Source organism: Martinezella tropici (assembly GCF_008370325.1).
Taxonomy (GTDB): Bacteria; Pseudomonadota; Alphaproteobacteria; order Rhizobiales; family Rhizobiaceae; genus Rhizobium; species Rhizobium tropici_B.
On the sequence record NZ_VNIP01000013.1, the window covers coordinates 89,641 to 103,694 of the forward strand.

Sequence of the window (14,054 nt, forward strand, 5' to 3'; positions counted from 1 at the left end):
CGCGTGGGCTCGGGTACCAATCTCAACAGACGTGCATTGTGGGCGGGATGCTGTCATCGGCGTTCTGTCGGCGGGCTCTCCGAAGCCATCGCTCGCGGGCGCCGTTCTCCCTATGCAGGACGGAGCTTCCCGATGCGACCGCTCTTCGGCGCGCCACGCGGCGCTCCACCATCGGGCCAAATCCCAAACACCAGCCGGGATCGCAAGAACCCGAGCGTTTACTGAAACTTGTTTCAAACGCAGGTCGATTAAGGAGCGACGTCATGTTTCTCGACTATTTTGCGCTCGGCATTCTGCTCTTCGTGGTGCTGACGCTCTTCTACGGCATCATCGCGATCCACGATATTCCGCATCTTATCGCCAAGTCGCGCAACCATCCGCACCAGGATGCCATCCACATCGCCGGCTGGGTGAGCCTGTTCACGCTGCACGCCATATGGCCGTTCCTGTTCATCTGGGCGACGCTCTATCGCGAGGATCGCGGCTGGGGCATGCGTCCGGACGGCGTGCTCAAACCGGAAATCGAAGCCAATGCAGAGATTGCCCGCCTCCAGGCCCGCATCGCCGAGCTTGAGGAGCAGCAACCGCGCACAAAGGGGAATGCCTGATGGATCTGCTCCTCATCCTCACCTATGCGGCGATCTGCATTGCGATCTTCAAGATCTTCAAGATCCCCGTCACCCAGTGGACGGTCTCCACGGCGGTGCTTGGGGGCATCTTCCTGATCGCGGGCCTCCTGCTGCTCATGAGCTACAATCATCCCTATTCCGGAGATGGCCGCATCTACTTCACCTCGGCGCCGGTCATCCCAATCGTCGGCGGCCAGGTCGTGGAAGTGCCGGTAACGCCCAACACACCGCTGAAGAAGGGCGACGTGCTATTCCGCATCGATCCGCGTCCCTATCAATTCGCCGTCGACCAGAAGCGGGCAGCGTTTGCCGAGGCCGAGCGGACAGTGCTGCAGCTCAAGGCCGCACTTGATGCCGCTACCTCGGCAACCCACGGTGCCGCCGCCTCGCGCGACCGGGCGCAGCAGGCCTTCGAACGTATCGCGCAGTCCAATGAGAACGCCAAGGCCAGCGGCAGGGCCGGGGTCTATTCCGAACTTGAGGTCGACAACCGGCGCGGCATATATCTGACGGCAGAAGCGGCGTTCGCCACGGCGCAGGCGCAGGAAACCCAGGCGAAGCTCGCCTATGAATCGGAGATAAATGGCACCAATCCGACCGTCGCCCGCATTCAAGCCGAGCTCAACAATGCGCTGTACGAGCTCGATGAGACGACTGTGCGGGCGCCGAGCGACGGCTATGTGACGCAGGTCTTCCTGCGGCCGGGCATGATGGCAAACCCGCTGCCGCTTCGGCCAGTCATGGTCTTCATCAACAGCGACGACCGCATGCTCGCGGCTGCCTTCATCCAGAATTCCCTGCAGCGCGTGCGCGTCGGAGACGAAGCCGAAGTTTCGTTCAAGGCCATTCCCGGCCGGGTTTTCAAGGCGAAGGTCGGCGGCATCATTGATGTCATGGCGCAGGGGCAGCTTCAGCCGTCCGGCGCGCTGATCGACCCGCAAGCGCCCGAACGGCTCGCGCCGGGACTGACGCTGGCCAAGATCGAGATTCTGGATGATCTTTCCGCATATCAGCTTCCAGGTGGCGTCGTTGCCAGCGTCGCCGTCTATACCGAGCACTGGCACCACGTTGCGATCATGCGGAAGATCCTGCTGCGCATGAGTGCATGGATGAATTACGTGTTCCTGGAGCATTAGAAGGGGATGTCGAAGCGCACGCTTTTCTGCATCCCACCGACAATGGGGTAGAGAGTTTCTGTTCGGCTCTCGCCGGAGCCCGAACACTCGCTCCGGCCGGCCAACAGAGTCGTCAACAGGTAGCTGGGGAACCGGCTGCTGCTGCAAAAAACGTGGGAGTTATCGATGTTCACAAGGCGCCTGTTTCTTTCCTCGAGTGTTTTGGCGCAAAATGTAAAGCGCAGGACGCCTTTTACTTTTAGAAAACGTGTGACGCGTCGATTGCAGGGGAGTACTGGCATGGCTCTGGTCGTTGACTTCCGGCTCCGGCGCGTGCCAAGCCCGGCATGCTGATTAACAAACGGAACCTGCGGCCAGTTGCGCGCATAGTGCGGTCGTTCTCGATCGTAGCCGTAAGCCTTCCACAGGACCACGAAAAGGCCCGGCGAGAGCTGGGCGTCTTACATGTGCCTACCTCATCCGTTGACGCGAACAAGTCGCATGGCGGAGCGTCAGCATTCACGGGACTGCGCCAAAAGTCGGACGAGGTGGCATTTGGGCGCCACGTTCGGCGCTTTTGCATGATCTGCTTGTGTCTCTTGCGCTTGTTGTCGCCGGCCTTCGCACAGGAGGACGACGAGGACGAGGGGGAAGAAGATAGCGCTGTGTGCGACATCGATGTCGGTGGGTCCGGCTCGGAAAGCAAGCCCCTCAGCACCACAAATGGCACGGGATTAAATCGCTATCTCGTCAACGGCATTTGCTATGATCTGTCCGGAAGCCTGCAGAGCACTGTGCAACGCACCAACGCTCCGGAGCCGCATCTAGGGCCCGGCTCAAGAACCACCCGCAGCTTCACCAGCGAAGCGGATTTGCGCCTCGAAGCCGCGCGGCTGACGGAAAGGGGACCTTTCAAGTTCGTCTTCGGGACTTCCTGGGGCTATAATACTGACAGTGGTTTTGATGCAGCGCCCACTTTGTCCGAAGCAACAATCGAATACGCAGGGGTTAAAGTTGGGTACGCCGAATCCCTCATGAACGCTTGGTCGGGCGATTTCCAGTTCACCGCGTCGTCGCCGTCGCTGAGCAGCTATCTGGCTTCTTACAAATACCAGATCACTGACGGCCTGTCGTCCTCGGTGGCGGTCGAAGCTGGCCCACCGGCCAGCAACGGCGCGACCACCTGGGAATTCCCCAAGGAGCCGCCGTATTTCACTGCGCAACTCCATTACGAAAAAGACGACTGGATCATGCAGATTTCGGCGGCCGTTCATCGGCAAGAGACGCCGGCCGCACTCTTGCACGATTCGTCGGCCGGCAGTCGATCCGGTTGGGCAGCGACTGCCGGCCTTACGGTGCCGGTTAGATTTGCCGGTGAAGACGACAATTTTAGCGCTAGCCTTGCCTACTCGGTAGACGCGCCTGCTTTCCTCGGCACTGCGGCCGACGCCGATGCTTTCGCCGCACGTTTCCCCACCGTCGGGCCGATACAAGGCTGGAGCGGCGTCGCATCGTACCATCACAAATGGTCGGACAAATGGGAGTCGAACGCGTTCGCAAGCTATATCGCGGTGAATCTCGACCTGTTCGCAACCAACCCCTCGATCACAACCAAGCGATACGGCATAAATTTGATCTATCAGCCGGCGGAAAAGTGGACGATCGGCGCAGAAGTGGATGCCCTCAGCACACATGTCGCGCTCGACGGCGCGATCGGTCTTGTTCCAGGTGCGAATTTGAAAGGAACAACAGGCTTCCTGTGGGTTAAACGTGAATTTTGAACGGCATGTGGCGTTGCCAGCCAAATTGCGACCCGAACCACTCCAGCGCTCCCCGCATTAGACGCTTCACACATTTTCTAGAGCATGTCGCCAGGCCGAGCACGAGGCCGCAACAGGCAGCGACGCCCGCTGACACCCGCGGAATTAGGGGTCGCAAGCTCGAAATCCGTTCGTTTCATTTACCGGCCTCGGTTGTTTGCAGCGTAACATGCCGACCGCCGAAGGCGTTGAAAAGGGGATGGAGTGAATAGCCCCGAGTTTCGTAGACACCCTCGGGTTAGATTTTCTGCTGCTTTTCGAACTCTACGGGCGACAGCATCCCGTTCCTGACGTGTTTGCGTTTCGGGTTGTAGAACATTTCGATGTAGTCGAACACGTCCTGGCGAGCTTCATCGCGTGAACGGTAGACCCTGCGACGTATCCTCTCTCGCTTCAGAAGATTGACGAAGCTCTCGGCCACCGCATTGTCATGGCAGTTGCCGCGTCGGATTGACGAGGCGCGCACGATAACCCTCGAAATCAAAAGACTGTCGGTGGTATTGATCGATGAAAGGGCTGGATTGGCCCCGCGGGTTGCCTCCACCTTGTTCAAAGAGTTGTTTTCCGCGGGCCCGAGCGGCAAACTCGACCGATTTTTGTTGGATCGTCGCACACTTTGACGGCAGCAATCGATTGCCAAGCTGGAAACTGGAAGCGAGGCGGGCGGACACGAGTCGTTTACACTACCTCTACGCCGATCGTTCGTCTCCGTTGTCGACGCCCACCGCGCCCCCACTGACAGGCGGATTCCCAAAACACTCGATGAGCATTTCAGTGAGAATTCTGACTTTCCGGGAGGGATACTTGCTAGGCGGCCTCACGACGAAGATTGCGGCCGGCGGTATCGGATGACGCGTCATAATTGGCACGAGTGCGCCAGAAGAAATATGATCCGCAATCAGCGGTTCTGGCAAATAGGCGATCCCAATCCCATCCAGAGCGGCCGCTACGAGCGATATCGCATTGTCAGCTACGAAGCGTCCGTGGGGACGCACCCTGACAATCTTATCGCCATCCATGAATTGCCACGTCTCGGCGTCTCGCATAATGACATGGTGGTCCGCAATCTTGTCCGGTGTTTCGGGAGCGCCATGAGCCTCGATGTAGGCAGGACTTGCAACCAGCTTGCCGAAGATCGGTCCGACACGTTTTCCGACAAGGTTTGAATCTGGCAGGTGACCAAGTCGGATCGCGCAATCAAAACCCTCTCCGACAAGATCTACGAAGCGATCAGTGTAGCAGGACTGAATTCGTAGTTGCGGGTGTCGGCGCGCCATCTGGGAGAGGACGGGAGCAAAATGCGTCGGACCAAATGATAGCGGCGCGGCTACGCGCATGCGGCCACGAAGCTCACCGGCAGGCAGGATCATTTCCCGCGCGACGTCCAGTTCGGCAGAAATACGGGCTGCGTGCTCTCTGAACGTGGCACCTGCTTCTGTCAGTGCTATGCCACGGGTCGTCCTCGCCAATAACTGTACGCCGAGCTCTGCCTCAAGCTGGGCTATCTTCCGGCTGACCATCGATTTTGAAATGCCCAAGCGCAGCGCTGCCGACGATACCCCGCCCGCATCAGCGACCTCGACGAATATCCTCAGATCATCAAATTCCAACACGCGTTCCTTTTTTTGCAACAGGCCGTCACGCGACCGAGGACTACCGGGGCGCGGAAGAGAATGACAGGTTCCCGGCGGATGCCTCTCCGATGAGGGCATCCTCGCAATAAGCCTCAACGAACCGCCAATACAGGATGTATTTCATGACCTTTCGCAACGGCCTCGATTCTCTCCTTCGTCCCGAAGATTCCGTTCTCGTTCTGATCGATCATCAGCCTTACCAGCTGACCAACCTCAATAGCCACGATCCTCAGACAGTCGTCAACAACACGACCGCGTTAGCAAAGCTGGCAAAAGCTTTCAATGTCCCGACCATCCTCACCAGCGTGATCGCTGATCGCGGTGGCAAGCTCTTCAAGCAAATCACGGACGTCTTCCCGGGGCAGGACGTGATCGACCGGACCTGGGTCAATACCTGGCAGGACGAGAAGGTGGTGGACCTGGTCAAGGAGACCGGCCGCAAGCAACTGATCATCGCAGGCCTATGGACCGAAGTCTGCGTGGCGATGCCGGCGATTCAGGCCGCCGGCGAAGGCTGGGACGTGACCGTCATTACCGACGCATCGGGCGGAAGCTCAACCGAGTCTCACCAGGTAGCCATCCAGCGGATGATTGCGGCCGGCGTCAACATGATGACCTGGATGGCTCTGGCTGGCGAATGGCAGCGTGACTGGGCGCGCACCGAGCACGTCGAAGAGCTGACGGAAGTGCTCATCTCGCATATGGCCGGCAGCGGCATCGCATATCTGTGGGAGCAGCAGTTGCTCAATACGCCGGTAACGAACCCCCCAGCTGGGCTCTAACACTCGACCGGGATGATGAGGATATCGATTAACGTTTGGCGAGAATTCGGACGGTTTGCCGATCCTCGTCGTCCCTCTTGCCTATGGCATATCGAGTATCGGGAACAGTGATGGTTTTTGTAAGAACGGCCCTATGGAGCAGGCTTGCCCTCTGGAACGCCGCCAGCAAATCGAGCAGGAGGCGACAGCGAGGCCGCGCCCGCTTCACATCCTACGCAAAGCAGGTTGCTTTATCGGCGGCAGTCCTTGCCCTCTCCCAGGTCGCCCACAAGTCGGCCTTTGCAAATGACGATGCGACGGCGGCGGAGAGGCCCTCGATGAAAACCGACCGGGCACGGGAAGACTGGTCGGCTCTCGCGGATCCGAAAATGCGGACTCAGCCGCTAGACCGCCTCAAGTACATTCCGTTATTTCCCTCCAATCCCGACAGCTACATCTCGTTAGGGCTCAATCTGCGCGACATCTTCGAAGTCAGTGACGCTCCGGCATTCGGAACTGTGCCGGCGAACCCCAGAGATTCCTATTGGTTACAGCGCGCCCAGTTCCACGTCGACGTTCATCTGAATGAAAACTGGCAACTGTTCACGCAGTTCGAGGATGTCCGTGCGTTCGACAAGACGGTGGTCGGCCCTAACGACGTAAACCGGTTTGACCTTCGGCTGGCATTCATCGGCTACACGCAGGAGACTGACGCGGGAACGTTCAGGGCAAGGGTCGGCCGCCAAGACTTTGCGTTTGACCTTGAGCGGTTCGTATCGGTGCGCGATGGACCGAATGTCCGCCAGTCGTTCGATGCGGTCTGGGCCGGGTGGGAAACGGATGCATGGCGCTTCTACGGTTTGGTCAGCCAGCCCGTTCAGTATCGGGATGATGATCCTTTCGATGATCGCTCAAGCGGCGATGTGCTGTTCAGCGGGGTCCGCGTCGAGCGGCAGCTCTCGCCGACGATCGAGGCATCCGCCTATTACGCGCTCTACCAGCGCAAGGATGCCACTTTTCTCGCCGCGTCGGGTGAGGAGGACAGGCATATTCTTAATATCCGGTCGGCCGGCAAATATGCCGGTTTCGACTGGGATGCGGAAGCGATGGGACAGGTTGGCAAAGTCGGCTCAGCCGACATTCTGGCCTGGGCCGTGGGTGCGAGGACCGGTTACACCTTCGAGGATGTAAACTGGTCGCCGCGGATCGGTCTGCAGTTCGACGTGGCGTCGGGTGACGGTGATGCGGGCGACGGCACGGTTGGCACGTTCAATCCACTGTTTCCAAACGGATTTTATTTCTCGCTCGGCGGTCATACCGGATACGCCAACCTCATTCACCTCAAACCGTCGATCACCGTTCAGCCGACGGAGGACCTGACCCTACTGGCTGGGGTCGGGTTACTTTGGCGCCAGACGACGGACGATGCCGTTTATACCATGCCGAGCGTCCCGGTCGCCGGAACTGCAGCCAGCGGAACGCCGTGGACAGGGTCCTACGCCCAGCTGAGGGCCGACTACAGGCTCAATCAAAATCTTACGGGCTCGGTGGAGGCGGTCCACTACCAGGTTGGCTCGACGCTTCGCGACGCCGGAGGCCCTGACAGCAACTACTTCCGGGCGGAATTGAAATTCGCCTGGTAGAAGATGCACAATCATACGAGGGTTTATTGCAGTTCATACTCGATGCCCAGCAAAGTTCACGCGCGTTGAGACGACCATGACTTTGACCGTGGAGATCGTGATTTCGCGATGCTGGTCCGTTACATGTTCCATAAATAAGCGCTATGCCTCGAAGCCCTATTTATCAGCCACTTAGCTTTTTGGATAAAGGTGTCGTCGGTCCTGTTCCCTTCAAGAGCACTGAATGCCCAATGGCGGGCTCCCAGGTTCCGTTCCCCATCAAGACCTTCGAATTCGCTCAGCAGGCGTCGCGTCCGATCCGATTTTTCCTGAAACATGCAGGCCTGGCGCACATAGGGCGCTTTCGGCGGTCGTTTGGGCACCTAGCAGCCCCAGCGCAACGCAGCGGTTGAAACGGGCGAATCCCACAAAGAAAACTCGTCGTCGCTCAGGAAAGCGAGCGTGACGGAAAGGCCCTGCATGTCGAGCGAGGTGGCATAAGTGCCGACAAGCGAGCGCTCGATCCGCAGGCCGTGCTCGGCCATGAAGTTGTGAACAATATTATAGGCGAGATAGAGTTCGGCTGGTGGCGTGCCGCCAAGTCCGTTGACGAGTAACAGTCCTTTGTCCGTGGCCTGCCTGATGTCGTCGACGATTGCCTCGCATAGACGTCTGACGATTGTGTCGGCGTTGGCAAAGGGCTGCCTCGAATGGCCAGGCTCCCCGTGAATGCCGACGCCCATTTCTATCTCGTTCGATCCGAGCGTGAACGTTGTGCGCTGCGTGTGTGGCACCGTCACACCAGTCAGGGCGACGCCCATCGACCGAATGCGCGGCGAAAGACTGTCGCCGATGGCTTTCAGTTGTGCGAGCGACGCGCCCTGCTCAGCCGCAGCACCAAGAAGCCTTTCTGTGATAATCGTGCCGGCAACGCCACGCCGCCCACGATCGTCGCCGGCTCTAACCGTTTCGATGTCGTCGCAGGCAAGAACCATTTCGATGCTGTGCCGGCCGGCCGCCATCTCTGCCGCCATTTCAAAGTTCATCACGTCGCCGTCATAGTTCTTCACGACCAGCAGGCAACCGGCGCCAGTGTCCGTTTCCTCGATCGCGCTGATGATCTGGCTTGGCGTCGGAGATGTGAAGACATGCCCGACACAGGCGGCATCGAGCATTCCGCGACCGACAAAGCCGATGTGCATTGGCTCGTGGCCCGCGCCGCCGCCAGAGATGATCGCGACCTTGCCGGGAACCAAGTGGCGGCGGCGTATGTATTTGCGGTCGACACCAAACGCAACGAATTCTTCATGGGCGCGCACGAAGCCTTCGATGCTTTCAGCGACCATGGTTTCCGCCGTGTTCATGAATTTCTTCATCGAGCCCCTCCCAAGGCGATGATCATCTCAGTCTTTTTGCCCCTTGTGCAATGCCCCCGTTCACTCGGGCGGTCCGGAAAGTGCGGCGATCTTCAGCACCAGATCCGCAATTGCCTCCTCCAGCAGCCGATTGCGTCGCTCGTCACCGAAATCAGGGACCATCAGCGAAAGATGCCGCAGCTTTTCCGAGGCGCTAAGCTCCGGCAATTTGCCAGGATGGGCGGCCTGGTAAGCGTGCAGAAAACGCTCCTGTTCGGCGCCGCTGAAATGACATACCCGGAAGATCGTCGCCAGATGCCGGGCGGGAAGTGGTGTCGCGTAGGTCGGGCTTGTGATCTGCGTGACGAAGCTTCGATGTTTACCCAGTTCCGTGGCCAGCCGCTGGCGTGTTCCGGACGGTCGGTTGTCGATGATTTGCGCCAGAATGGACTTGTAGGCGATAATGGCGTCTTCGGTATCTTCGCGCGCCATCTTATTCTCCGGCTGCCTTTGTCCCATCGGCATTCAGACCGACGATTGCCGATCTTATCGCGGGAAGTCGAGTGGGCGCCACGGAAAAATGATATATGCCTGCGGCAAGAAGATCCGCGGTCCGGGATGGATCGCCGGCCATGTCGCCGCAGATGCTGACTGGCTTGGCCCTGGCAAGCTTCACAGCGTGCGACAGCAGGCGCAGCACCGCCGGCACGGCGCGGTCTTGATAAACAGCGAAGTCGGCATCCTCGCGTGCCGAAGCGACAAGGTATTGCGCGAGGTCGTTTGTACCGAACGAAAAGAAGTCTGCGCTTTCGAACCGGTCGAGCATGAGCGCCGCAGCCGGAACCTCTACCATCATCCCGATCGGGGGGATGCTATGCGGCACGCCCCTGCGCGCGAGCTCAGTGGATTCTTCGCGAAAGATTTGTCTGATATTGTCGACATCAGACGGAAAAGTCACCATGGGCAGCATGACGCGCAAATTGCCGAATATGGCTGCGCGCAGGAGCGCGCGGGCTTGAACGCTTGCAATTTCCGGCCGGGCAAGGAGAAGGCGGACGCCTCGCAACGAAGACGCTTCGGTGAGGCCGGCGAGCGGCTTGTCGCCGCCGATATCCAACATGCGGATCGTTACCGCTCGGCCATCCGCCCAATCGAGGAGCCGGCGGTAGATCGCGAATTGCTTTTCTTCGTTTGCAGCGTCACCAAGTGACGTCACTGCGAATTCCGAGCGCATCAACCCGATGCCGGCAATTGTAGCGGCAGGGATCGAATCGACTTCATCGGGAGCGTTGACGTTGACGGACAACAGGACCCGCGAACCGTCGGCCGTGCGCAGACTGCCGTTGTCGGCTGGCGGTGGCATGCTCGTCACAGGATGGTTGACCTGGGCCGGCGTTGCGTTTTCCTTAGCTGCCTGAAGGACGACGGCACCTGAATCGCCATCAACCCCGATATGCCGTCCCCCTTCTGTCGTGAATTGGCCGGCGCCGATTACCATCGGGATAGATCGGGATCTGGCAAGCAGGGCGACGTGGCCGACGGCGCTGCCGGCATAAAGAGCGATACCGCCACCTGCCGACCAGTCGTGGGCGAGAAAGCGGCTGGGTTCCATGTCCCTTCCGACATAGATGGATCCGGCTGGAAAGTCGTCGAGTTGCGTTCCCGTGAGGACCGACAGGACGCGGTTCTTGATGTCGACGATGTCGACGGCACGCGCCCGCATTTGGTCCTCCTCCGAGCATTCCAGTTCACGGATGTATCCGTCGAGTGTCCCGACCCATGCGAATGCGACGTTCTCGCCTGCATCGATCCGCGCGCCAGCCATCTCCGTCAACGTCGGATCCTGGAGGACTTCGATCTGAAACTCGATGATATCGCTGCTCTCGGGATCTGTTCCGGTCGCAAGGCTCTGCAGCTCGTGGATAGCCGTCTTGATCGCATCGCCGAGTTCGACATGTCCGGAAAGGCTTGACGGCGGTGACGCGGCGGCGACCAGCGGCTCTACGATATAGGCTGGCCCGGATGCAACACCCGGCGAAGCGCTCGTGGCTTTCAATCTAAATGGTGCGGCCATGCCTCTTTTCCTCATCGAAGTTGCGCTCGACGAGTTCCTTCAATGCCCGGATCGCCTCTTCGGCGAGGATTCCGTCGGCGCGGATGCTGAGGACCGAACCCTTGCGGATCCTTGCACCCATGATCTTGATGATGCTCTTGCCGTTCAGCCAGATGTCGCTGCCATTGACCGCGACTTCGATAGAGCAAGGGAACGATTTTGCCAGACGCGTGAACGTGACTGAAGGCCGAGCGTGCAATCCCACGCCGTGCTTGACCTCGACCTCAATCTGACAACTGGCCTGCACCTGTCCGGCCTCCCGGCTTCCTATACGCAATCCGCCGCTCATCAGGCTGAAAGCTCCTCTGCCGTTGCAACCACTCTGCTTAGCGGTGCGCCACCAGAGGCCTCGGCCGCTGCGATGACGGCTCCCTCCACGACGGGGGCGTTGCAGATCGATACCTTTTCCGATCGCGGCAGACCGAGCATTTCGATTGCCATCTCGCTGTTCGTCTCAGCCCCACCCAGGTCGACGAAGACGGCGACGCCCGCTTCCGACCAGGCTTCCTCGATGGCCTTGAGAATGCCGCCGGCATCCGTGCCAAGCTCGCCATCACGGTTGCCGCCGGACCAGGCAAGCGGCACGCTATCGCCGACCATCTGCCTCACCATGTCGGCTGTCCCGCGCGCGACAAGCGGCGAGTGGGAAACGATCACAATCCCAACGTTAGGCGTCTTCCCATTCATGCCGGACGGTACTCCTCAAGGTAACGGCAGATCGCGGCTGTCAGAAGCGCACAACTCGAAGCACCCGGATCGACATGGCCGATTGACCTGTCTCCAAGATAGGAGGCGCGCCCCCGCATGGCCTTCATTGCGGCAGTCAATTCGGCGGAAAGTGCGGCTTGACGTGCAATATCCGTCAAAGGCACGCGATGTGCGAGTGCATCCTGGACTGGATAGAGGACATCGAGAAGGGTCTTGTCACCAGCATGCGAGCGACCGCGACGAGCGACCGCGTCAATCGCCTGCTTCAGTACCGAGGAGAAATCCTGTTTGTCGTCGAGTGCACGGAGCTCGCGACCCATCTCCATCAGCAGCGTTCCGTAAAGAGGGCCTGCCGCTCCTCCTATGTTCATCACCAGCGTCAGGCCAATTTTTTCAAGCGCGTCCGGCAAGGGGAGGAGCGATACGGAGGCTTCCTCCGCGCTCACCGCCTCGCAGCCGCGCCGCATGTTCGTCCCGTGATCGCCATCACCGATCGCACGATCAAGCCCGCAGAGATGATCGCTGTTTGCTGCGATCGTCGCGCGGCAAGCTTCGATCAATCCCATGAGAAGAGCCGGTTCTGCCTGCACCCTATATCCTCCCGGCGCGCTCATGCAAGCGATGCCACCATTTCGAATACACCTGCCACCGCCACGGCGCCTGGATCAGGCACTCCCTCCAGATCCCTTTCGCCGACATAGGAAGCTCGTCCGGCTTTTGCCTTCCGCATCGCCTTTGTCGCCTCCGCACCTGCTGCGGCTGCCCTTGCCGCGGCCGCGAGATCTCCCGATGTCAGAGCTGCCAAAGCCGGAGCCAGCGCGTCGACCATTGTGCGATCGCCGACGCCAGCTCCTCCATAGAACGTCATCCGATTTAGTCCGGCAAGCAGGGCAGCAGCGATATCTTTCTTTTCGGCCATAGCCTTGGATGCGGCGGTGAAGAAGATCGATAGCAGCACGCCGCTGGAACCGCCCATGCTCGTGCTCAGGATCTCGCCGATCGAGGCCATCGTGGCGGCGGGATCCTTCAGCGGCAGCGTGTCCATGCGGGAAAGAATGCTGCGGGCACCCTGCGCGACCGTAGAGCCGGTATCGCCATCACCGACGCGGCCATCCAGGCGATTGAGTTCTTCCTCGAGGGAAATCAGATGCTCGCAAAGTGTCGTCAGGAGAAGACGGCTCTGTTTATCATCGCTGGCCACTCTCGCTTCGTTCTGTACAAGCGCTCTTTGAGGGGCAGGAATGATAGCGATCTCATGCCGTTCGGTCGCGGGCGGCCAGGCGTGCGGAGCGACGGCAGCCTTCAGGGCGGCTTCACGGGCAGCGTCCAACCGGATCAGCGACAGCGAGAAGCCGTTCATGTTAAGCGCGGTCATCATTGGCGCCGGCCCGATGACAAGCCGTACGCAGCGCCTTAGGGGAGACGACAGTACGGCATTGGCTATCACGCCCATCTCAAGTGGCGGCACGGCACCGAGGTTGTTGACCAGCAACGCATGATCCCGCGAACTGTCCAGCTTGGCGGCTAGCCGCTCGGCCATCGTGGCGACAAGGTCGGCAACCGGCTGCACGGCAATGCGCTCGACCCCTGGCTCGCCGTGGATCCCGAGGCCGAGTTCTCCCTCGTTAGCGCCAAGCCGGTCCTCATGCGCCTGACCCGGTGCACTGCAGGTCGATAGGGACATGCCAAGCGAGACGATGTCGCCTGCTGCGGCGGTTGCCTGCGCCGCCACTGTCTTGAGATCAGCGCCGGCCTCGGCGTGGTAGCCGGCGATCTTGTGCACGAACAGCGTACCGGCAACGCCGCGCGGCTGGTTGATGCCAGGGATTGCAATATCGTCGGCGACAATCACCATTTCGACGTCGAAGCCTTCGGCACGCGCCTTCTCGGCGGCAAGGCCGAAGTTCAGACGGTCACCCGTGTAGTTTTTGACGATGAGCAGCGCACCCTTGGGACCCGTTACGGCACGGATTGCAGTCAGCACGGCATCGACACTCGGCGAGGCAAAGATTTCGCCCGATACCGCTGCTGTGAGCATGCCCTTGCCGACGAAGCCTGCATGTGAGGGCTCGTGCCCGGCACCGCCGCCGGAGATGATTGCAACCCTGGATTTATCGCAGTCCGCGCGGAGAATCACCTTGATCTCGGGAAAGGTGTCCAGACGGGCCAGACGGGCAGGGTCGCTCGTCAAGAGCAGGCCATCCAGGGCTTCGGTGACGATGGTTTCCCGGCGATTGAAGAAATGTTTCATGGAGTGAGACCCGTCGTTTATGCCACTATTGTCCGTTTCGTTCTGT

The 14,054-nt window shown here is 59.8% G+C and carries 13 protein-coding genes and 1 pseudogene; 5 read left to right on the forward strand and 9 right to left on the reverse strand.

Going from position 1 to position 14,054, the window contains the following annotated elements; all coding sequences use genetic code 11:
* The first annotated feature begins 263 nt into the window (after nt 1–263).
* From FP026_RS25380 to FP026_RS25390, 3 genes are all read left to right on the forward strand, one after another.
* Nucleotides 264–608, forward strand: a complete 345-nt coding sequence (locus tag FP026_RS25380) for a DUF3302 domain-containing protein (protein WP_149637349.1) — start codon at nt 264–266, stop codon at nt 606–608.
* Complete coding sequence (locus FP026_RS25385) at nt 608–1,765, forward strand: HlyD family secretion protein (RefSeq protein ID WP_149637350.1); 1,158 nt, start codon at nt 608–610, stop codon at nt 1,763–1,765. The genes FP026_RS25380 and FP026_RS25385 overlap by 1 nt, the downstream gene beginning before the upstream one ends.
* Nucleotides 1,766–2,325: 560 nt before the next feature.
* Nucleotides 2,326–3,525, forward strand: a complete 1,200-nt coding sequence (locus FP026_RS25390) for a porin (RefSeq protein WP_188112684.1) — start codon at nt 2,326–2,328, stop codon at nt 3,523–3,525.
* Between the two features lie 277 nt (nt 3,526–3,802).
* On the opposite strand, the pseudogene FP026_RS25395 reads toward FP026_RS25390, so the two are convergent.
* Nucleotides 3,803–4,021: pseudogene (locus FP026_RS25395) on the reverse strand (IS3 family transposase); the annotation flags it as partial.
* A gap of 232 nt (nt 4,022–4,253) precedes the next feature.
* Entirely contained in the window at nt 4,254–5,174 is a 921-nt protein-coding gene (locus FP026_RS25405; RefSeq protein ID WP_149637353.1) for a LysR family transcriptional regulator, read from the reverse strand.
* 146 nt (nt 5,175–5,320) lie between these two features.
* Here FP026_RS25405 and FP026_RS25410 point away from each other — a divergent pair, with 146 nt between their 5' ends.
* Both FP026_RS25410 and FP026_RS25415 read left to right on the forward strand, forming a co-directional pair.
* Nucleotides 5,321–5,980, forward strand: a complete 660-nt coding sequence (locus FP026_RS25410; protein ID WP_149637354.1) for a hydrolase — start codon at nt 5,321–5,323, stop codon at nt 5,978–5,980.
* 317 nt (nt 5,981–6,297) lie between these two features.
* Nucleotides 6,298–7,602, forward strand: coding sequence for an alginate export family protein (locus FP026_RS25415; RefSeq protein WP_432444152.1), 1,305 nt, complete (start codon nt 6,298–6,300; stop codon nt 7,600–7,602).
* A 362-nt stretch (nt 7,603–7,964) separates the two neighbouring features.
* Here FP026_RS25415 and FP026_RS25420 read toward each other — a convergent pair whose 3' ends face one another.
* From FP026_RS25420 to FP026_RS25450, 7 genes are read right to left on the reverse strand one after another with little or no spacing between them, the layout of a single operon-like run.
* Nucleotides 7,965–8,957 carry a dihydroxyacetone kinase subunit DhaK gene (locus FP026_RS25420; RefSeq protein WP_149637356.1) on the reverse strand — a complete coding sequence of 331 codons (993 nt, stop codon included), beginning with the start codon at nt 8,955–8,957 and terminating at the stop codon, nt 7,965–7,967.
* A gap of 60 nt (nt 8,958–9,017) precedes the next feature.
* On the reverse strand, nt 9,018–9,428 hold the full coding sequence (locus tag FP026_RS25425; protein WP_149637357.1) for a hypothetical protein: 411 nt from the start codon (nt 9,426–9,428) through the stop codon (nt 9,018–9,020).
* A 1-nt stretch (nt 9,429) separates the two neighbouring features.
* The gene (locus tag FP026_RS25430) at nt 9,430–11,010 is read right to left on the reverse strand and encodes a putative PEP-binding protein (RefSeq protein ID WP_149637358.1); all 1,581 of its coding nucleotides are present in this window, start codon (nt 11,008–11,010) and stop codon (nt 9,430–9,432) included.
* Complete coding sequence (locus tag FP026_RS25435) at nt 10,994–11,338, reverse strand: HPr family phosphocarrier protein (protein ID WP_149637359.1); 345 nt, start codon at nt 11,336–11,338, stop codon at nt 10,994–10,996. Before FP026_RS25435 ends, FP026_RS25430 begins: the two co-directional genes overlap by 17 nt.
* Nucleotides 11,338–11,736 carry a dihydroxyacetone kinase phosphoryl donor subunit DhaM gene (gene dhaM, locus FP026_RS25440; protein WP_112342043.1) on the reverse strand — a complete coding sequence of 133 codons (399 nt, stop codon included), beginning with the start codon at nt 11,734–11,736 and terminating at the stop codon, nt 11,338–11,340. The genes FP026_RS25435 and dhaM overlap by 1 nt, the downstream gene beginning before the upstream one ends.
* Complete coding sequence (gene dhaL / locus FP026_RS25445) at nt 11,733–12,371, reverse strand: dihydroxyacetone kinase subunit DhaL (RefSeq protein ID WP_149637360.1); 639 nt, start codon at nt 12,369–12,371, stop codon at nt 11,733–11,735. The genes dhaM and dhaL overlap by 4 nt, the downstream gene beginning before the upstream one ends.
* Entirely contained in the window at nt 12,368–14,008 is a 1,641-nt protein-coding gene (locus FP026_RS25450) for a dihydroxyacetone kinase subunit DhaK (RefSeq protein ID WP_149637361.1), read from the reverse strand. The genes dhaL and FP026_RS25450 overlap by 4 nt, the downstream gene beginning before the upstream one ends.
* Nucleotides 14,009–14,054 lie beyond the last annotated feature (46 nt).